This is a genomic window from Streptomyces sp. NPDC002911 (assembly GCF_053591835.1).
Window position 1 is genome coordinate 62,094 of the sequence record NZ_JBSFUO010000016.1, and the last position, 20,004, is coordinate 82,097.

Here is a 20,004-nt window from a genome sequence, read left to right on the forward strand (position 1 = left end):
CCGGGGGTGAGGGCATGGGTACGTACGAAGGCGCCGGTGGCGGCGAGGACCGTGGCAGGGCAGGGCAGGGACGGGCACTGCTGGCAGCGGTCCACGCCGTGCTCGCCCGCGTCGACTCCCACGCCGGGCGCGCGACACAGGGCTCGGGGCCGGCCGGGGCCGAGCGGCCCGAACAGAGCGGTGACCTGGACACGGACGCCGTCGCCCCGGCCTTCAGCACGGCCGACGCCACCGGCGGCGCCCTGGCCGCGCCCCCAGGCCCCGCCGCCCTCGACGCCCTGGTCGCCTGCTTCGGCCTCAGTCCGTTCGAGCGCGAGATCGTCCTGCTGGCCGCGGCGGCTGAGCTGGACCCCACCACGGCCGCCCGCTGCGCCGCAGCCGGCGGGGATCCGGAGCGTACGTACCCCACCTTCTCGCTCTCCCTCGCCGCGCTCGCCGATGCGCACTGGAGCGCGCTGACTCCCGTAGCCCCGTTGCGGCGTTGGCGCATCGTCGAGCTCGACGACGAGACCCGGCTGACCACGTCCCGGCTCCGGCTCGACGAACGGATCCTGCACTTCCTGGCCGGCTCGCCCTACCTGGACGCACGACTGCACGGCCTGCTCCGCCGGACCACCGCCCCGGACTCGCTGCCCGCCTCCCACGACCTGGCGGCGAGGCAGGTCGCCGCGGGCTGGGCGGGGACGGGGCGGGGTGCGCCGCTCCGGGTCGAGCTGGTCGGAGGCGATCTCCGTACCCGCGCGGACATCGCCGCGGTCGCGGCGCGCCGCTCGGGGCTCGGCCTCTACGAGCTGTCGGCCGCCGATCTTCCATCCGCCCCGGCCCAACGGGACCTGCTGGCCCGGCTGTGGCAACGCGAGGCGGTTCTGCTGCCCGCGGCGCTGCTGGTGGAGGTCGGTGACCTGGACCGCGAACAGGGCGCTGCCACGGATGCGTTCGTCGAGAGCGCCGCCGTGCCGCTGGTCGTGTCGAGCGCCGATCCACGGCGGACGGCACGCCCCCGCGGTGAGCGTGTCATCGTTCCGCAGCTGGACGCGGACGAGCAGCTCGGGGTGTGGACCGAGGCGTTCGCCGATGTGCCGGACGTGTCGGAGGGCGACCTCCGCGACCTCGTGGCCCAGTTCTCACTGCCGCCCCATCTGGTCCGCGCGGCGGGAGCGGCCGTGGCCAGGGACCTGCCCGGCGAGGACGAGCGGGACGCGGCCGGACTTGCCTGGCAGGCGGGTCTCACCGAGGCCCGGATGGGCATGGACGAGCTGGGGCGCCGGATCGAGCCGCATGCCGCCTGGGACGATCTGGTGCTGGCGGAGCGGCAGGTACGGGTGTTGCGCGAGATCACCGCGCATGTGCGGCAGCGGCCTACCGTGTACCAGGAGTGGGGCTTCGCCGGGACCCTGCGCCGGGGGCTGGGGGTCACCGCGCTCTTCGCCGGCGGATCCGGCACCGGCAAGACCCTCGCCGCCGAGGTGATGGCGAAGGAACTGGGCCTGGACCTGTTCATCATCGATCTCTCCCAGGTGGTCAGCAAGTACATCGGTGAGACCGAGAAGAACCTGCGCAAGGTCTTCGACGCCGCCGAGCAGGGCGGTGCGCTGCTGCTGTTCGACGAGGCCGACGCGCTGTTCGGCAAGCGCAGCGAGGTCAAGGACTCCCACGACCGGTACGCCAACCTCGAAGTCAGCTACCTGCTGATGCGGATGGAGGCCTACCGGGGCCTGGCGATCCTCACGACGAACATGAAGCAGGCGCTGGACACGGCATTCATGCGCCGTATCCGTTTCGTCGTCGACTTCCCGTTCCCGGGTGAGAGTGAGCGCGCCGAGATCTGGCGCCGGGTCCTGCCCGCGCGTGCGCCGATGAAGGGCGTCGACCCGGCGCTCCTGGCGCGGCTGACCGTGGCGGGTGGTTCCATCCGCAACATCGCGCTGTCGGGCGCGTTCCTCGCGGCGGAGGAGGGCGACCGGCTCCAGATGCGCCACATGCTGGAGGCCGCCCGCACCGAGTACCTGAAGCTCGACCGTTCCCTGACGCCGTCCGAGGTGAACGGATGGGGCTGAACGAGCAGCAGCGCACGGTACGGGTGGACATCGGCGAGCTGGTGCTCGACGGGTTCGGCCGCGTGGACCCGGAACACGTGTCGGAGGCGTTCCAGGCGGAACTGGGGCGGCTCGTACGGGAACGGGGCGTGCCGCTCGCCGCAGACGGCGGACAGGCGCTGGACGCACTGGGCGGGCTGCCCCCGCTGCCCGCGACCCTCTCCGCGCGGCGCCTCGGCCAGGAGCTGGCGCGCGCGGTGCACACGGGCCTCTCGGGCGGGGGCGAGGTGACGCGATGAGCACGACCCACTCGCAGGAGACGAGGTCGGACCAGTCGGCCCAGCGCCGCAAGCGCAAGGACCGCGCCGCATCCCGGGCGCCGGAGCCGAAGAACATCGTCAGCGGCGCGGGCCAGCCGCTCGACCTGAGCGTACGGCGGGAGCTGGAGGAACAGCTCGGGCACGACTTCAGCCGGGTGCGGCTGCACACCGACCCGGACGCGGGCGCGCTCACCGAGATGCTCGGGGCGGACGCGGTCGCGGTCGGCCAGGACATCTTCTTCCGCGAGGGCACCTACAGCCCCGGCACGGTCGACGGACAGCGGCTGCTCGCACACGAGTTGCTGCACACGGTGCAGAACCCCCACGGCCTGGGTGCCCTGCGAGCGGGGCGGGACCTGGGCGAGGTGAGCCTGCCTCAGCAGGCGATGGAGCGCGAGGCGGAGTCGGCGGCGAAGGAAGCCGTACGGGACGGGGAGCCCGGGGCCCGGGTCGAGGAAGGGCAGGCCACGCCCGGCTGGCTGCGGTACGCGACCGTGGACGCCGACCGGAACCGGCTGGAGCAGATCGATCCGGCGACGCTGGTGGACCGGCTCGCGAACGGCCTGCTGCGCTCGCTGCGCGGTGATCCCGCCGACCTGTCCGGGCGAGTGCGTTGGGAACTGGCCCGCCTGGCACCGCAGTTGCAGGATTCTGTACTGGACCTGCTGGAGAACCGGCTGCTCACGTCCGAGTACGACCGACTGCTCGATCTCGCAGAGGAAGCGGAGACCGGGCCCGCAGGCTTCACATCGGCCGATGTGCCTGCCCCGGAGATCGACCTCTTCGAGGCCCTGGGCGTGGAGCGTACCCAGTGGAAGCGCAAGCAGGAGGGGGAGGCGGCCTCCACCAGCCGGCGCGACGACGACGCCCGTGAGGAGCAGCGGGACGCCACGGACCGCGACCAGCAGCAGGGCAGCGACCGCAGCAGAGCGCGTTCCGACGCGGCGGCCGAGGACCAGGAAGCGGCACAGCGCGAGGAGCGCGAGGACGAGCGCGCGCAGTCGCGCGAGCAGGCGGCACAGGAACAGCAGCAGGAGGAGGAGAAGCAGTCCGAGGACCGGCAGCGCACCGACGAGGCCGCGGACGAGCGGGCGCAGGGGCAGCAGGTGGGCGCCGAGGAGGCGAAGGAGGAGCGCAAGGCCCAACGGGACCGCGAGGAGCAGGACCCGGAGCAGGCGAACTCTCCCGGCGCCGACAAACGCAGACGCAAGGATGACGCGAAGAAGCCGGCGGTCGGTTCGAAGCAGGAGAATCTCGATCCGAAGGCGAAGGCCCAGCCCGGCCCCGTACGTCCCGAGAAGGTCGACGAACGCGGCGACCGGCCGGACAGCGCACTGTCCGAGCACGGCCTCCACGAGAAGGACGAGGACGAGGGGGAGCCGCGCGAGGAGGAGAAGCCGCTCGGTCTGGAGGCGGGCGCGGACGATGAGATCGGTGGCGATGAGGACCGCGAGGGCAGCAGGGCGGGTGCCGCCCGGACCGAGGAGGCGCTGAGGCCGGAGGACCATCTGCCCGAGACCGACCTGGACCTCTCTGCCGTACCGACGGCGGACGAGATGTCTCCGGGAGCGGCCGAACCGAGCCTGCCCGCGTTTCCGGTGCCGCCGCCGACCAAGGCCGAACGGGTCCAGCGGGAGCGCGAGAAGGAGCAGCAGGAGGAGGACGAGGACTCCGTCACCCCCGACCCGAAGGCGCCAGGTTCGGACGTCGGGCCGGCGGAGGGTGAGGCTCCCCGGCCGGAGGGCGGGCCCGCGGTCGAGGCGCAGGACCGTTCGGCGAAGGATCTGCAGCCGGAGAAGGCAACCGACCAGGAGGTCGGTTCCGACCCGGAGACCACCGACAAGGAGCCGCCGCAACCGGAGGCCGAGAAGCCCGATCCGGCCGATGAGCAGGAGCGGGAGCAGGAGGCCCCGTCCGCAGGCGCGCAGGAGCGTCACGCCGACGACGCGAAGGACGCCCAGGACGAACAGCGTCAGCTGAGCGAACGAGGACAGCAGGAGGCCCAGCGGGCCACGGGCGAGAGATCAGCACCTGCGGCGGCCGACGCCGCTCCCGTAGCCTCCTCCGGCCCGGCCGTAGCGCGGCCCGCGGGTGCCCAGCCCCAGGAGACGGCCGTCGAGGACCGTAACCCCTCACCCGCCGCACGACGTGACGCCGAGCCGCCCAAGCCGGAGCGGGAGGCCGCCGGTCCGAAGAGCCGTGTGCCCAGGGAGTCCGGTCCCGGCGTGTCACCACGCAGCGCGGTGGGCGCTTCCGAGCCCATGGGGCCGACCGTCGCAGCCGGGCCCGGTGCCGCGCCGTCCGCGGCCCAGGCCGCCGTGAGCCCGGCGGCCGAGCTGACTGGTGGCCCCGGCGCGGGCCCCACGGCTGAGGCGTCGCTGGAGAAGGACGGCGGCGGCTGCGCCCCGCCGGAGCCTGCGGCCGATAAGGACGAGGCAGGCGGCAGCTGCGGCGGGGGCGGAGGCGCCGCCCCCGCGGAGAAGAAGGAGGAGGAGCCGCCGGACGTCTCCGGCCAGGACCCCAAGGCCGCGATCGGTACGGTGAGCAAGCTGGCGCCGGACCAGGCGGCCGCCGCGATGCCGGGTGTGGACGCCGCCGCGGACAGGAAGGTCGGCGAGGAGCAGAAGCGGCTGAACGCCGAACCGCCGAAGCGGGAACGCCCTTCGGGGGCGCCGCGTACGCAGTCGGGGCCGCCGGAGGCTGCGGAACCCGCTGCCCAGGTGACCGGCAAGGTGGAGAAGCTCGGGCCCGAGGGCCAGGGGGACAAGCAGCGGGCCAAGGGCAGTGAGAAGGCCGACGGCGCGAAGCCCACGGACAGTGCTCCACCACCGCCCATGCCCGTGGCGGCGGAACTGAGCGCCGACGAGGCGAAGAACGTGGAGGCCGCGGCCGACGCGGTCCCGACCGTGGACCCCGAACTGCGCAACAAGACGGTCGGTCCCGCGCCGAAGATCCGGTTGGAGGGGGCGAGCGACCCCAAGCGGACGGACGACCAGGCCAAGGCTCTCAAGAACAAGCAGTCCGACATCCAGAGCACGGGGCGCGACGACGCCGCCAAGCCGATGGGCGAGGACCAGATCTTCCCGAACGCGCCGCAGGAGCAGCTCGTCGGCAGGGCGACCGGCCGCGGGGCTGCCAAGCGCAGCGCCGGCGCGGCCAAGGGATCTCGGGCCGAACCGGGTGTGGGCGCGGTCGCCAAGCAGGAGCGCGGCGGCGAGATTCAGGGGTCGGCAGGACAGGCACAGGGCGATCTGGCCGCCGAGGAGAAGAAGCACAAGCAGAGCGAGCAGCAGTCCAAGCAGGAGAAGCAGACCGAGATCGACCGTGAGGTCACGCAGAACGCGGAGAAGCAGACCGCGGAACGCGGCAGGGCCGCCGAGGACGCGCAGCGCGAACGCGAGACCTGGCGCACCGAGCAGGACGAGAAGGTCGAAGAGGCGGACAGGGACTCCGAGAAGGAGCACACCGCCAAGAACAAGGAGATCGTCAAGGCCCGCGACGACAAGGACAAGGAGGTCGGCGACAGGAAGGACAAGGACAACCAGCAGATCGACACGGAGCGCGAGAACGCCGAGAAGGAGGCGGAGAAGAAGAAGGAGGAGGAAAAGCCCTCCGGAGGCTTCTTCGGCTGGATCGCGGACAAGGTGAAGGGCTTCTTCACCGCGCTTCTGGAGGCCGTGACGGCGGTGTTCGACGCCGCGCGCAAGGCCGTGAACAGCATCATCGACACGTTCAAGGACTGGGCGAACAAGGCCATCGACTTCGTGCGCGACCTCGCGATCGCGGCGATCAATGTGCTCGCGGACGCGCTGATCGCGATCGGTGACGTGCTGCTGGCGGCGTTCCCCGAGTTGCGGGACAGGTTCCGCAAGGCGATCGAGGGCCTGCGGGACAAGGCGATCGCGGCGGTCAACACGCTGGCGGACGGCCTGAAGAAGGCCGTGAACACGCTGCTGGACGCGCTCGCCGCGGGCCTGAACGCACTGCTCGACGTCCTCGAGGCGGGCATCAAGGCCGTCATCAAGGCCTATCAGGCGGTGATCCTGGGCGCGATCAAGTTCGCGCAGGCGGCGATCGAGGCGCTGGGCAAGTTCGCGGCGCTGGTCGCGGACATCGCACCGGATCCGGGCGGCTGGATCGGCAAGGCTGGCAGCTCGGCGAAGTCCGGTATCCAGGACCATCTGTGGGGCGCGATCAAGACGGGCGTCAAACGGTGGTTCGACACGAAGGTCGAGGGCATCCTCGGGCTCGGCAAGGCCGTGATCGACGTCCTGGTGAAGGGCTGCGTCTCGATCAAGCAGATCGGGAAGATGGCATGGGACGCGATCATCGCCTCACTGCCGATGATGATCGCCTCGCTCGTGATCGAGAAGGTCGTCTCGATGATCGTGCCCGCGGCGGGCGCGATCCTCACGATCGTTCAGGGCCTGATGGCTGCCTGGCAGAGCATCAGCTCGATCCTCTCCGCATTCAGTAAGTTCTGGGCCTATCTGAGGGCCGTGAAGGCCGGCCCGGCGGCGTGCCTGTTCGCGGAGGCGGTGGCCGCGGGGATCGTGGCACTGCTGGAATTCATCGCCAACTTCCTGATGATCCGCCTGGCGGGCGCGACGAAGGGCGTGGGCAAGAGGCTCCAGACGATGGCCCAGAAGATCATGAAGGGCCTGGAGAAAACGGGCAAGGGCGCGAAGAAGGCGGCGGGATCGGCGGTCAACAAGGCGCGGGACGCGATGCGGAACGCGAAGACGGCGATGACGAGGCCGGCGGTGGCGCCGAAGCCGAAGGGCAAGCCGTCGCCGAACCCGAAGGCACCGGTGAAGCCGAAGGACACGGCGACACCGAAGGGGCCGGCGAAGGACAAGTCCCCCGGGAGTTCTCCTCGGATTCCCAAGAAGAGGAAGGAGATCGAGGGCCCGAAGCCGACCAGGCCGAAGAAGCCGAAGTCACCGCTGGGCGAGGCGCTGGGCAAGGCGAAGTCAGCTGTGAAGTCGGCCCTGAAGAAGGTCCGCAACGCGGGGAAGACGCTGGGCAAGAAGCTCAAGAAGAGCAAGCCGGGCAAGGCGCTGAAGAACAGTGCGTCGAAGCTGCGGAACGCGTTCACGAAGAAACGCGACCGTCTGCGCGACGACAAGAAGAACCAGCAGGACCGGAAGAAGCAGAACCAGGACGACCGGAAGAAGAAGGAGGACTCGAAGGAGTCCAAGGAGGCCCGGTTGCAGAAGATCGCGGCTCGTATCCGCCCCAAGATCGCCTCCATGCTCAACCGTGGTGTGCGCAGCGCGGTGCTCGACGGCGCACTCTCGGCTCTGCGCATGTGGTACAGGTTGTCCTCCCTGGACCTTTCCGGCGCCAACCGGTTCGAAATCCACGCCCGTCTCAACCCACAGGTCGAAGTGGCCGAAGGGCTCGAGGTCGATGAAGATGAACTTCTGGAATTCCTGAACGACCTGGCTGCAGACATATCGGGAAACAATAAAGTCGTCGCAGGTGAGAATCGGATATCCAAGGAGCCGGCCGATCCCGCTGCGTTGGAGGCGCAGCCGAAGGCAGTCCAGCGCCAGGAGAAAAATCAGGACCGGTACGGTGTGCCCAAGGGTGTCGGTCTGGCATCTGTCTACAATTTTTTGGCCAAGCGTAAATTCCGCGGGGTCAACACCCACGACATGCTCTCCTTCCTCGACGGTGGGGCTGCTGCGCCCGGTCAGGACATGGAAAAGCTGCTTCCCTCGGTCGCCCTGTCGCAACCAAATGAGACGAAAACCCTGAAGGCGAAAATTGCCGAGCGGATCGAGGATGCGGCAAAGGGTGCAGCGTCACCGCAACAGGCCGAGAGTATGCGGCGCGCCCAGCAGGAGATCGAGAACCAGAACAGGGTCAACCGCGGACTGGTGAAAGGCGTACGAAAGAAGATCTTGCGCACCGGTGAAGTGCGCGAAAACAGGGGAGCCGGACTCCCGTACGACAAGATCCAGGAAGAGATCTTCTCCGATGAGCGAAGGGGACAGGACGCGATGGAGGCAGCCCGCGAGCTGGCACGAGGCGACCGGCCGACAGGCCGACGGGGCCAGGACGCTGCGCATCTGGGAGTGCTCATCGCAGGCCAGGAAGCCGCCCGTAACCCACGCACCCTGATCACGTCCGGCATGGTCCTCGACATGGCAGGGCAAGGTGGACACGTCCAGTTGGACCGTGAGAAGGATCTGACGAAACCCCGGAACCTCACGGTCGATCCGAAGAGGAGAATGCCGGGGGGCGACGCCCTGCATCTGATGCCCATGGCCCCTGTCGGCGCCATGGAGGACGCCCGGCAACTGGACGAGTACATGGCCCGCCGGGTCGCAACTCCGCCCGCACAACGAGGAGGTCTGGAGAAGAACTCCCGGGCGCAGGCCATGGCAGACCGTGAAATCATGGCAATTCGCGTGTGGATCAAATCGATGAATATCAAGACGACGACAGGGGGCGAACTCAAAACACTCGCGGACCTCAAGCAACAGATCCGTAGCCGCATGTACCAGATGTACGGATTGTGATCCGCACCATGCGCGAAACGCACCTATCACCGCTATGTGTTCGAACAAAGAAGGCGATCCACACGATGACGACCGAATGGTCTCGCACACGACGAATGGTTTTGCGTCCGCGATTCTCCGAGGATGAGGTGAACCGTCTCGCGGTGGAGTTGGGATGGCCGCGCAGGGAGGAATATGCGGCAGATCCCGAGGAGGGGACTCCTTACCAGGTCGTCTGGGCTGCCGGGCCCAAGCTCTCCCTGCACTACTTCGAAGATGACATCGCTCGAAACAGCTACGTCGTCGTGGTGGGCGAGGACGCTGCCGCAGTGCGGGGGGCCGCAGAGATCATCGAGGTCCGTCTGCACACCTGGCGACTCGACGAACTGGTGGCCGAGGTCGATTCCTCCTCCGGCCCGACGGAACTCACACAGGCTGTGATCCGCGCCGGCCTCGGCGCTCCTGAGGAATTCGACGACCGTTTCTTCACTCGGATCAACGATGCCCTGCGCCACTCTGACACACGAGTGAGGGAATCCGCAGTGTGGTCGGTCTCCTACGTGCCTTATCCGAACTATCGCCCGCAGCTCGTCCAGGTCCGGGACCACGATCCGGATGAGGATCTGCGGGACACGGCCGGCCTCCTCCTCGAAGGCTTCGACGAAGCCGGAGTGGCAGAACAATGACCCGCTACGCCGACATCCCCAAACCCATCCGCTCCGGCATAGTCGTCGTCGACCCCGAACGCGGCACCCCGCAGCGCATCATCGTCCTCCAGTTCAACCCCGACACCCTGGAACGCAGCCTCGCCCCCCGGTCCGTCGGCGGGAGCGGCGACTCCGGGGGAGGGGGCAGCGGTTCCGGCGACAGGAACGAGGCCCTCCGGCTCAAGGGGCCCGCCGAGGAGACCTGGAAGTTCACCGCCGAGATCGATGCCACGGATCAGTTCGAGGTCGCCGCACCCGACGGGATCCACCCCGAGCTGGCCACCCTCGAAATGCTCGTGCACCCGACCACCGCCCAGCTGCGCGAAGCGAGCCGCCTCTCCAAGAAGGGGACCATCGAGATCAGCCCGATCGAGATGCCGCTGACCCTCTTCACCTGGGGCAGCAAACGCGTCATGCCCGTGCGGCTCACCGAACTGTCCGTCAACGAGTCGGCGTTCGACGTGAACCTCAATCCGATCCGGGCGAGCCTCAGCATCGGCATGAAGGTGCTCAGCGTCAGCGACCTGCCCGCCGGGCACCGCGGGGCCGATCTGTACATGGCGCATCTCGCGCAGAAGGAGCAGCTCGCCAGGGCCGCGCGCGGCGGCGGGCTCGGTTCGCTGGGGCTGGCCGGGGGCAACACCGTCATGGGGAGGGGCTGAAGGACATGGCCGAGATCGAACCGTACGAGAACGTGCTGGACGCCCTGCCCGGCGCCCACCCCTACCCCCGCTCCAGCCGGTACCACGACGCCGAGATCGGCGTGCACCGGATGGCCGACGGGACCGAGGTGCGGTACACGAAGCGGCGGTTACTTACGCCGCTGAGTGAAGCAGCACACGAGAGCGCCCCGCGCACCGTCAGCAGCGGCGACCGGCCGGACCTGCTCGCGCAGCGGTACTTCGGTGACCCCGGGCAGTGGTGGCAGATCGCCGACGCCAATCCGGTGCTGGACCCGCACGAGCTGACCGAGGAGGCGGGCCGCACCATCGCGATCCCGCACGCGGGCGGCTTCCAGGGGGCGCGGTATGTCTGACCAGCCCGTGGGGAGCGGGCCCATCCACATCACACTGCAGACGGGACCCCGGCTGACCCGGCCGGTGCCGCCCGAGGTCACCGAGGCACTGCTGTCCGCCCAGATCACCGCCACCGCAGGCGAACGCAGCGGATTCCAGATGGCGTTCGACCTCACCAAGCAGGGGGCGCTGTCCCGGCGGCTGCTGCCCGAAGGGTTCTTCGACCCGAAGACCCGGGTGATCCTCTCCGTGAGCGTGAAGGGCACGGGATGGGTGCTGCTCGACGGGCTGATCGTGCGCCAGGAGGTCGGCGCGAGCAACCAGCCGGGCCACTCCACCCTCACGGTGACCGGGGAGGACCTGACGCTCCTCATGGACCTGGAGGAGCGCACCGACCGGTACCCGAACCTGCGGCCCTCCGGACGCGTCGCCCGCATCCTCGCCAAGTACGCCGACTACGGCATCGAGGCCCGCGTCTTCCAGGAGCAGATCGAGCAGCCGCCGCGCGAACAGCTCAGGGTCGACTACCAGTCGGGCACCGACCTGAGCTACGTGAACGACCTGGCCCGGGCCAACGGCTACACGTTCTACCTCGAACCCGGACCCCGCCCCGGGCACTCCACCGCCGTCTGGGGCCCGGAGGCCCGCATCGGGCAGCGCCAGCACGCGCTCAACGTGAACATGGACGTCAACTCGACCGTGGACCAGCTGACGTTCGCGTACGACGGGACCGCCCGGGAGGAGCCGCAGGCCCGGGTGCAGGATCCGGCCACCCGGGACAGCCGGCTCCTGCCGCAGCCCGACATCGGGCCGCTGCGCCCGCCGCTGGGCCGCCGCGCCACTCCCGCGCTGAAGCGCCGCACCCTGTCCGGCACGGCGAAGCGGGAGTCTCAGCAGGCGCAGGCCGAACTGCTGGCGCGCGCGGCGCTGTCGGCCGACGCCGTCTCCGGTTCCGGGTCCCTGGACGTGAACCGGCACGGGTACATCCTGCGGCCGCGCGAGCTGGTCGGGGTCCGTGGCGCCGGGGTGACGTACGACGGCGACTACTTCGTCAAGTCCGTGACGCACAACATCAGACCCGGCTCGTACCAGCAGAACTTCACGCTCTCGCGCGAGGGCCTGGTCGCCCGGAGCGGCACCGTACGACCGTGACCGATGACGGGACAGAGAACGAGGAGCGGGAGAACTTCGCATGGCTGCAGGTCCGAACAACCGGTTTCTCGGCAAGTTCCGAGGGCGGGTGGTGAGCAACGACGACCCCCTGAAAATCGGGCGGGTCACGGTCAAGGTGCCGGACGTCCTGGGCGACGAGACGTCCACCTGGGCGATGCCCTGTCTGCCGTTCACCGGGCCGCAGTCGGGGCAGTACGTGGTGCCGACGGCCGGCGCCGGGGTGTGGGTGGAGTTCGAGCAGGGTGAGGTCAGCTTCCCCATCTGGACGGGGTGCTGGTACGGCGAACGCTCGGAGCTGCCGCCCGACGCGGTGACCGGATCTCCCGGGCACCAGAACGTGGTGATCCAGACCTCCGACAAGCACAGGTTCGTCATGGGCGACGTGCCGGACGGCGGCAACGGCATCCGTCTCCAGGCCGCGACGGGGGCGTACATCCAGGTGGACGAGAAGGGCGTGACGGTCTCCGACGGCCAGGGCGCCTCGATCGTGCTGGCCGGCGGCGAGGTCGACATCAACAACGGCCGGCTGATCGTGGCCAAGAAGCAGTAGTGGCCACGAAGCAGCACCAGACAACGGGGAGAGAACTCTTGTCCAGCAGCTCAGGGACCATCGTCAGCGCCGCCGCGACCCTCCACTGCCCGCACGGCGGACGGGCCTCCGCCGCCTCCGCGCACGCGACCGTGCGCCTGGACGGGCTGCCGGTGCACACCGCCGCCGACACGTTCGTGGTGACCGGGTGCCCGCACACCGTCGGCGGGGTGCCGCATCCGTGCACCACCGTCCGGTGGAGCCCGCAGCCCGGCGGCGTGCGGGTCGACGGCGCACCCGTCCTGCTGCACACGAGTGCGGCGCAGTGCTTCAGTGCGGTGCTCGTGCCGCAGGGGCCACCGGTCGTGAACGCGCCCCGGCGGGGGGCGACGTGCCGATGAGGACCGTACGCACCGACCTCGTGTTCCCGTTCCGCAGCGACCGGCGCGGCAGGACGGCGCACGCCCGGTACGACGAGCATGTGCGGGACCTCGTCGAGCAGTTGCTGTTCACCAGCCCCGGCGAACGGCTGATGCGCCCCGACTTCGGCTGCGGGCTGCTGGATCTGGTGTTCACGCCGAACAGCCCCGAGCTGGCTTCGGCGATGGAACTGTCCGTACAGGCCTCGCTGCAGCGCTGGCTGGGCGAGCTGATCGATGTGGAATCCCTGGACGTGGTGAGCGAGGAGAGCGTCGTCCGGGTGTATCTGCGCTACGTGGTGCGCTCCACCGGGAGCCGGCGCGACGAGGTCTTCGAAGGGAGCGGGCCCGCATGAGCAGCACGGGCAGGGAGGTGGCCTGCCGGACGAACGGCAGGCGCGGCAAGGTGCGCGCGGCACGGCTCCACGGCGTGGACGCGGTGGAGGCCGGCGACGACGGGCTGACCCTCACGGTGACGTTCCTCGGGAAGGCCCCGCACGGGCTGTGCCCGGAGAACATCCGCATCGACGGCGGCCGCCGTGTCACGAGCATCGAGGCGGTCGAGGTGACCGTGGAGCGGGAGGACGAACCGGAGCTCGACGACCGGCTGCTCGTGACCGTCGACCGGACCGGGGACACCTCGCGCTACCGGCTGTCGGTGGTGGAGACCGATCCGTACGGGCGGCCGGGCACGGAGCCGTTCCCCGGCTTCGACCAGCGGTACTTCCGTACGGAGTTCGAGTTCCGGACGGACTGCCCCACTCCCTTCGACTGCGCGGACGACCCGGCGGGCGGGGACCCCGGCCCCCGGGCCGAGGCGCCCGTCATCGACTACACGGCGCGCGACTACGACTCCGTACGCCGCCTCATCCTCGACCGGCTCGCGCTGACGACACCCGACTGGGTCGAGCGCAACCCCGCCGACCTGGGCGTCACGCTCGTCGAGCTGCTGGCCCACACGGCAGACCGGATCAGTTACCACCAGGACGCCGTCGCGACGGAGGCCTACCTCGACACCGCCCGCAGGCGGGTGTCGGTGCGCCGGCACGTACGGCTGATCGACTACCCGATGCACGACGGATGCAATGCCCGGGCCCTGGTCACCGTCGAGGTGACGAAGCGGCTGACGCTGCTGCCGGGGACGTTCCGCTTCGCCGCGGTCGACGTCCGCACCCCGGGACTCCGCGACCGGCCCGAGACCGGCACCGTGATCGAGGACCGGGATCTGGCGGTGCTGGCCGAGCGCGGTGCGGTGGAGGTGTTCGAGCCGGTGGTGGACGCCGAACCGGCCGAACTGCGCCCAGCGCACAACACCATCCGCTTCTGGACCTGGGGCGACGAGGTGTGTGCCCTGCCGAAGGGCGCGGTGACCGCGACGCTCCTGGACGGGTGGGCCGACGAGAAGTGCACGGTGCGCTCGCTGGCCCTGTCGCCCGGCGATCTGCTGGTGTTCGAGGAAGTCCGCGGGGCACGTTCGGGTACACCGGGCGACGCGGATCCCGCGCACCGGCAGGCGGTACGGCTGACCTCGGTCACCCCGGGCGTGGACAGGCTGGCCGGCCGGCCGGTGCTGGAGGTCACCTGGGCCCGCCAGGACGCGCTCGCCTTCCCCGTGTGCCTGTCGACGCGTGGCGGACCGGGATGCGCACCGGTGGCGGACGTGAGCGTCGCCCGGGGCAATGTGGTTCTCGTCGATCACGGCAGGTCGCTGACGTTCGGCGGAGCCCTGCCGGAGACGGTGCCCGTGCCCCCGGAGCCCGCGGTACCCGGCTCCTGCGAGCCGTCCGGCTTCGGCTGCGGGGCCGCCGACGCGGGCAACGCGACGGCCCGGCTCCTGGACGAACGACTGGAACAGACGCGGCACGGACACCTGCTCACCGCCGAGCAGGTGAGGGAGCTGTCCGAGCAGGTCGGCGAGGATCAGGTGACGCGCGCCGGCATCGGCCTGGAGCTCGCGGGACGACGGCGCGAGAAGGTCGTACCGGGTACGGCGTACGAGCAGGCCGAGGCGCTGGCGACTCTCCTCGCGCAGGTGGCCTACCCAGGCATCAGGCCCCGGTTCCGCCCCGTACTCCAGCGCTCACCCGTGGTCCAGGCGGCGCCGTTCCCGCTTCCGGAACACATCTCGACCGGGCAGGCCGACCGACTGGCCGCCGTGCCCGGGCGGGTCCGCGAGCGGCTGGTGGAGCTGTGGCGCAGCGCCCGTGACCGAGACGGGCTGACCGAGGCGGAGATCGACGAACTGACCGTGCTCTTCGGGCTGCGGACGCTGGAGCACCTGGAGCTGCACCTCCACCCGGTACGCGCGCTGCGCGAACTGCTCCACCGCAGCGATCGGCTGCTGGCACGGAAGCTGCGCAGGCTCCACGTGCTGACGGCCCGGGCCCGGGCGGGCACGGTCCTCGACGCCGGCATCGCCTGGGAGATCGCGCAGACCTGGGGCCCCGGCCACGCGGCCGGGCTGCATCCGGACGAGCCGGTGCTGCGGGGGCCCGCCGCCGCCCTGGCTCAGGATCCGCGGGACGCGCTGCCCGCGGTGACGGCCGTGGACGGCGACGAGGAGTGGGCCGCGCGGCGGGATCTGCTCGCCGCCGGTCACCGGGACCGGAACTTCGTCGGTGAGCTGGAGGACGACGGGCGGATCGCACTGCGCTTCGGCGACGGGAGGCATGGTGCCCGGCCCCGGCCCGGAGCCCGGCTGGAGCTGCACTACCGGCTCGGTGGCGGCACGGCGGGCAACGTCGGCGCGGAAGCAGTCAACCACCTGGTGCTCCACCGCGACCCGGCGGCCGAGGCCGCCGGGGAGGCGCTGCCCGTCGCAGCGGTACGCAACCCGCTGCCTGCGGTCGGCGGCACGGAGCCCGAACCACTCGAACAGGTGAGGCAGTTGGCCCCGCTCGACCTGAAACGCACCGCACAGCGCGCGGTGACCGCCGAGGACTACGCCGCGCTGGCCTCCGCACTGCCCGGGGTGCAGCGGGCGGCGGCGGAGATCCGCTGGACGGGCAGCGTGCAGGAGGCCCACGTCGCCGTCGACACGCTGGGGGCCGGGGACCCGGAGCCCGAGCTGCTCGACTCGGTGACGTACGCGCTGGAACGCTACCGGCGGATCGGACACGACCTGGTCGTCGGCCCCGCGAGCAACGTACCGCTGGACATCGCCCTGTCGGTGTGCGCGGCCCCCGGACATCAGCACGGGCAGATCCTGGCCGAGCTGTACCGGCTGCTGGGCCGCGGGCGGATGCATGACGGGCGGCTCGGCTTCTTCCACCCCGACGCCCTGGTGTTCGGCGAACCGGTGCGGCTCAGCCGGCTGGTGGCCGCCGCGGCCGCCGTGCAGGGGGTGGAGAGCGTGACGGTGACCCGGCTCCGCCGGCTCTTCGACGCCGCGGACGGAGACGGCACCGCCCTGGAGACAGGCGTGCTGCGCCTCGGCGCGCTGGAGATCGCACGCTGCGACAACGACCCGGACCGCCCCGACAACGGGCGGCTGACCATCGAACTCGCCGGAGGTACCCGATGAGCGGTTCGGGCAACAGCGGCTGCGGCTGCGGTGGACACGACGAACGCCGGGCCCCCGAGGCCCTGTACAACCCGCCGGGGCGCACCGCCCTCGACTACCGGGTCGGGGACTACGGATCGTTCCTGGCGGCCATGGTGGACCGGCTCGCCTCTCCGGCCTATCCGGTGCTGCGGGGGCTGACGGTCCGCACCCCGGACGATCCGGCGATCGGGCTGCTGGACTCCTGGGCCGTCGTCGGCGACCTGCTGACGTTCCACGGCGAACGGATCATGGACGAGGCGTACGTCCGCACCGCCGACGAGCACCGCTCGCTGGCGCTGCTCGGACGCCTGGTGGGACACCGCCCCAGGCCGGGTATCGCCGCCGACACGCATCTCGCGTACACCCTGGACAGGGACCCGCGGGGCGTGGACGTGGAGGTGCTCGTTCCGCGCGGGGCGCGCAGCAACAGCGTTCCTCTCACCTCCGAGGAGGAGTCGCAGGTCTTCGAGACGGAGGCCGATCTCGTCGCCCGCGCCTCGTGGAACGAACTCGCGGTGCGCCGGCGCAGGCCCGCGCTGCTCACCGAGGAGGATCTGACCCGCCGCTCCGAGATCCAGGTCTCGGGCACCACGACCGCCCTGCAGACCGGGGACCGGCTGCTGTTCGTCCTCAAGGGCCAGGACGGTGACGGCACTCCGGGACGGCGGTTGCTCCGCTCCGTGGCCCGGCTCCGTGTCGACCGTGAGGAGGACGTGACGGGGATCGGGCTCCAGCAGTCAGCCCCGCCGTCGCTGAGCGAACTGGTGGAGCTGCTGCGCGAGTGGATCACCGAGGACGAGCGGGCGGTCGAGGACGGCGAACCCACGCCCGAGAACCCCAATCCGCGACCGGTCAGCAGGTTCGTCGCCGATTTCGACGCCCAGGTGCTCGCCCCGCTGCGGGCCGAACTGGACTCCGTCACCTCACCGGCCGCCCTCGCGGCACGGCTGGCGGAGCCGCACGAGCGGCTGGCCGAGGCACAGGCCGTCTCCCGCGCGCACGCCGAGGCCGCCTCCTGGTTCGAGCAGTTGGAGGCGATGATCGGCGAAGTGATCGCGCAGGCGGCGGACCTGGAACCTTCTCGGCCCGCGTCCGAGGCGCTGCGCGCCGCCGCACCGGTGTCCGCGGCGCTGCGGGCACTCGGCGCGGTGCTCCCCGCCCTGCGCGGCCAGGTCGTAGGGCCGTCCCGCAGCGGGACGGGCCCGGTGCCCGCGGGCAGGCCGGCTCCGGGCTCCGATATGGGCGCCCGGCTGCTGGCGGCGCTCGACCCGCGGATCGCCGACGGGATGTACCCGGCGTGGCGGCGGTCCGCGCCGACCGCACCGCCGCTCCTGCACGAGGTGCAGGCGATGCGGGTGACGGCTGCCCCGTTCGGGGCGACGGCCCCATTGAGGCCGGTGCAGGACGAACGGGGGCGGGTGATCAGGCAGGCGGACTGGCCGCTGACCGGCTCCGCCCTCACCACGGTGCGGGTCGTGTTCGACACGGCGGGCAAGGTCCCGGTACGCGCCGAGTTCCAGCACACCGAGACGGGTTCGTCCGTCCAGCACACGGAGAACCTGCCGTCGGAGGCGACGTTCGACCTCGGGCCCGGCCGGGTCGCCGTCATGACCCGGACCGCCCAGGACCACGACCTGAGCTGGCTGAACGTGCGCCCCGCCGACTCGCAGGAGCCCGGGGTCACCGCCCAACTGCTCGACGGCCTGCCCGAGCGGACGCTGTTCGTGTCCCGGCCCGCGGACGACGGCCGCGTCCATGTCGCCGTGCACAACGGCGAGACGAAGAGCTGGCGCCTGGCGCCCGGCGACCACCAGCAGATCAGACACGAGGGCTACGAGCTGACCGTGCGCTACACGGTCGGCAGCGAACCGGCCAACGTGGTCATCGGCATCGCCACGGTGCCGGAACCCGCCAACCGCCAGGTGATCGCCCTGGACTCGGTGCAGGACTCGATCACGCCCGGCAGCTGGGTCGTCGTCGAGCGCCCCCGCAAGGGCGCCGGAGGACCGGACGGCATCCCCGGCGACCCGGCGCTCAGCTTCGTCACCACCAGGGTCACCTCCCTGCGCACCGCCGTGTACACCGATTTCGGCATCACCGGCCGCGGTACGGAGCTGACCCTGGCCGACCCCTGGCTCGACGAGCACGACGTGCTGCTCTCCACCATCCGCGACGCCATCGTGCACGCGGGCGGGCAGGCGCTGCGGCTCGCCGACGAACCGCTCGGAGAGGACGTCCACGGCAACGAACTGGAACTGGCCGAGCTGTACGACGGGCTGCGCCCGGGACGGCGGCTGATCGTGTCCGGGGAGCGCACCGACGTGGCCGCCGCGCCCGCCACCGAGCTGGTGACGATCGCGGGCGTGGAACAGGTCCTCGACCCGCTGCTGCCCGGCGACCACGTGCACACGCGGCTGACCCTGACGACGGACCTCGTCCACCGCTACCGGCGCGCCACCGTGCGCGTACGGGGCAACGTCGTGGCAGCCGGACACGGCGAAAGCCGGGACGAACCGATCGGCAACGGCGACGCGGACCTCGCCAACCAGACGTTCGCGCTCTGGCAGGCACCGCTGACCTGGCTGCCCGCCGACAACCCGCTGGGCGCGACCCCGGCCCTCGAGGTACGTGTCGACGGACTGCTCTGGCACCGGGTGGACGGCCTCGCCGGGCGCGGCCCGCGCGAACGGGTCTACGTCTGCGGTGCCGCGGGCGGCCGGACCACGGTCACCTTCGGCGACGGGGTGCACGGCGCCCGGCTGCCCACCGGCCACGAGAACGTCCGGGCCCGTTACCGGTTCGGCACCGGCCGGGCCGCCAACGTCCGGGCCGACCGCGTCACCCAGGCGGTCACCCGGCCGCTGGGCGTCACCGGGGTCACCAATCCCCAACCCGCGACGGGCGGCGCGGACGCCGACGGCCCCGGCCGGACCCGGTCCGCGATCCCGCTCGCCGTGTCCGCCCTCGACCGGCTGGTGTCGGTCGCGGACTACGAGGACTTCGCCCGCTCCCGGGCCGGTGTCGGAGAGGCGGCGGCACGCGAACTCTTCGACGGCAGGCGGCGGATGCTGCACCTCACCGTCACCGGGGTCCAGGACATCCCGATCGCCGAGGACTCCGACGTACTCACCGCGCTGCGCTCCTCGCTCGCCCGGTACGGCGACTCCCGGCTGCCCGTACGGGTACAGGTACGCGAACTGCTGCTGCTCCTTCTGGCGGCGAAGGTGAAGGTGGCCCGGGACCACAGCTGGCAGACCGTCGAACCGAGACTGCGCCAGGCGCTGCTGACCCGGTTCGGCAGCTCCCGGCGTGAGCTGGGCAGCCCCGCCCATCTGTCCGACGTACTGGCGACCGCGCACTCCGTGCGCGGGGTCGACCACGTGGACGTCGACGTCTTCGGCGGAGTGCCGGCGTCCCTCACCCCCGACGGCCTGCCCGCCCTCGCGGACACGCCGGCCGAACCGCGGACCACCGTCCCGGCACGGCTCGCCACGTACGACGAGGACGTGCACCGGGTGACAGCGCCGGAGGGCGAGACGCTCACGGCGGTCGCCGCCCGCTACGGCATCGCACTCGCCGAACTGTTGCGCCTCAACCCGGACATCACCGACACCCGGCGCCTGGAGAAGGGCCGTGCGGTGTGCGTCTTCCGCGGGATCCGGCCCGCACAGCTCGTCCTGCTGTCACCGGACGTCCCGGACACGCTGATTCTGACGGAGGTCACCGCATGAACACCCAGGAAGGGAGCGTC

General features: G+C 71.1%; 12 protein-coding genes. All 12 read left to right on the forward strand.

Annotated features, from left to right (window positions below; genetic code table 11):
• Positions 1 to 14: 14 nt before the first annotated feature.
• Genes ACWD04_RS23410 through ACWD04_RS23465 form a run of 12 tightly spaced genes read left to right on the forward strand, consistent with a single transcriptional unit; the run spans position 15 to position 19,984 of the window.
• The gene (locus tag ACWD04_RS23410) at positions 15 to 2,057 is read left to right on the forward strand and encodes an AAA family ATPase (protein WP_451134886.1); all 2,043 of its coding nucleotides are present in this window, start codon (positions 15 to 17) and stop codon (positions 2,055 to 2,057) included.
• Positions 2,048 to 2,335, forward strand: coding sequence for a hypothetical protein (locus ACWD04_RS23415; protein WP_451134888.1), 288 nt, complete (start codon positions 2,048 to 2,050; stop codon positions 2,333 to 2,335). The genes ACWD04_RS23410 and ACWD04_RS23415 overlap by 10 nt, the downstream gene beginning before the upstream one ends.
• On the forward strand, positions 2,332 to 8,886 hold the full coding sequence (locus ACWD04_RS23420) for an eCIS core domain-containing protein (protein ID WP_451134890.1): 6,555 nt from the start codon (positions 2,332 to 2,334) through the stop codon (positions 8,884 to 8,886). Before ACWD04_RS23415 ends, ACWD04_RS23420 begins: the two co-directional genes overlap by 4 nt.
• A complete protein-coding gene (locus ACWD04_RS23425; RefSeq protein WP_451134892.1) occupies positions 8,883 to 9,551 on the forward strand; it encodes a hypothetical protein in 669 nt (222 codons plus the stop codon). The genes ACWD04_RS23420 and ACWD04_RS23425 overlap by 4 nt, the downstream gene beginning before the upstream one ends.
• On the forward strand, positions 9,548 to 10,234 hold the full coding sequence (locus tag ACWD04_RS23430) for a hypothetical protein (protein WP_451134894.1): 687 nt from the start codon (positions 9,548 to 9,550) through the stop codon (positions 10,232 to 10,234). Before ACWD04_RS23425 ends, ACWD04_RS23430 begins: the two co-directional genes overlap by 4 nt.
• A 5-nt stretch (positions 10,235 to 10,239) precedes the next feature.
• The gene (locus ACWD04_RS23435) at positions 10,240 to 10,608 is read left to right on the forward strand and encodes a hypothetical protein (RefSeq protein WP_451134896.1); all 369 of its coding nucleotides are present in this window, start codon (positions 10,240 to 10,242) and stop codon (positions 10,606 to 10,608) included.
• Positions 10,601 to 11,740 carry a hypothetical protein gene (locus tag ACWD04_RS23440; RefSeq protein WP_451134898.1) on the forward strand — a complete coding sequence of 380 codons (1,140 nt, stop codon included), beginning with the start codon at positions 10,601 to 10,603 and terminating at the stop codon, positions 11,738 to 11,740. The genes ACWD04_RS23435 and ACWD04_RS23440 overlap by 8 nt, the downstream gene beginning before the upstream one ends.
• Before the next feature lie 40 nt (positions 11,741 to 11,780).
• Positions 11,781 to 12,311 (forward strand): phage baseplate assembly protein V, encoded by a 531-nt coding sequence (locus ACWD04_RS23445; protein WP_451134900.1) that lies wholly within the window; start codon positions 11,781 to 11,783, stop codon positions 12,309 to 12,311.
• 38 nt (positions 12,312 to 12,349) lie between these two features.
• Positions 12,350 to 12,691, forward strand: coding sequence for a hypothetical protein (locus ACWD04_RS23450; RefSeq protein ID WP_451134902.1), 342 nt, complete (start codon positions 12,350 to 12,352; stop codon positions 12,689 to 12,691).
• Complete coding sequence (locus ACWD04_RS23455; protein WP_451134904.1) at positions 12,688 to 13,065, forward strand: GPW/gp25 family protein; 378 nt, start codon at positions 12,688 to 12,690, stop codon at positions 13,063 to 13,065. Before ACWD04_RS23450 ends, ACWD04_RS23455 begins: the two co-directional genes overlap by 4 nt.
• A complete protein-coding gene (locus tag ACWD04_RS23460) occupies positions 13,062 to 16,232 on the forward strand; it encodes a putative baseplate assembly protein (protein WP_451134906.1) in 3,171 nt (1,056 codons plus the stop codon). Before ACWD04_RS23455 ends, ACWD04_RS23460 begins: the two co-directional genes overlap by 4 nt.
• Positions 16,229 to 19,984, forward strand: a complete 3,756-nt coding sequence (locus ACWD04_RS23465; RefSeq protein ID WP_451134908.1) for a putative baseplate assembly protein — start codon at positions 16,229 to 16,231, stop codon at positions 19,982 to 19,984. Before ACWD04_RS23460 ends, ACWD04_RS23465 begins: the two co-directional genes overlap by 4 nt.
• Positions 19,985 to 20,004: the final 20 nt, after the last annotated feature.

Bases quoted from the DNA above. Each gene is read 5' to 3' on its own strand.
- ACWD04_RS23410 (WP_451134886.1), top strand. From the start codon at position 15: ATGGGTACGTACGAAGGCGCCGGTGGCGGCGAGGACCGTGGCAGGGCA.
- ACWD04_RS23415 (WP_451134888.1), top strand. From the start codon at position 2,048: ATGGGGCTGAACGAGCAGCAGCGCACGGTACGGGTGGACATCGGCGAG.
- ACWD04_RS23420 (WP_451134890.1), top strand. From the start codon at position 2,332: ATGAGCACGACCCACTCGCAGGAGACGAGGTCGGACCAGTCGGCCCAG.
- ACWD04_RS23430 (WP_451134894.1), top strand. From the start codon at position 9,548: ATGACCCGCTACGCCGACATCCCCAAACCCATCCGCTCCGGCATAGTC.
- ACWD04_RS23435 (WP_451134896.1), top strand. From the start codon at position 10,240: ATGGCCGAGATCGAACCGTACGAGAACGTGCTGGACGCCCTGCCCGGC.
- ACWD04_RS23440 (WP_451134898.1), top strand. From the start codon at position 10,601: ATGTCTGACCAGCCCGTGGGGAGCGGGCCCATCCACATCACACTGCAG.
- ACWD04_RS23445 (WP_451134900.1), top strand. From the start codon at position 11,781: ATGGCTGCAGGTCCGAACAACCGGTTTCTCGGCAAGTTCCGAGGGCGG.
- ACWD04_RS23455 (WP_451134904.1), top strand. From the start codon at position 12,688: ATGAGGACCGTACGCACCGACCTCGTGTTCCCGTTCCGCAGCGACCGG.
- ACWD04_RS23460 (WP_451134906.1), top strand. From the start codon at position 13,062: ATGAGCAGCACGGGCAGGGAGGTGGCCTGCCGGACGAACGGCAGGCGC.
- ACWD04_RS23465 (WP_451134908.1), top strand. From the start codon at position 16,229: ATGAGCGGTTCGGGCAACAGCGGCTGCGGCTGCGGTGGACACGACGAA.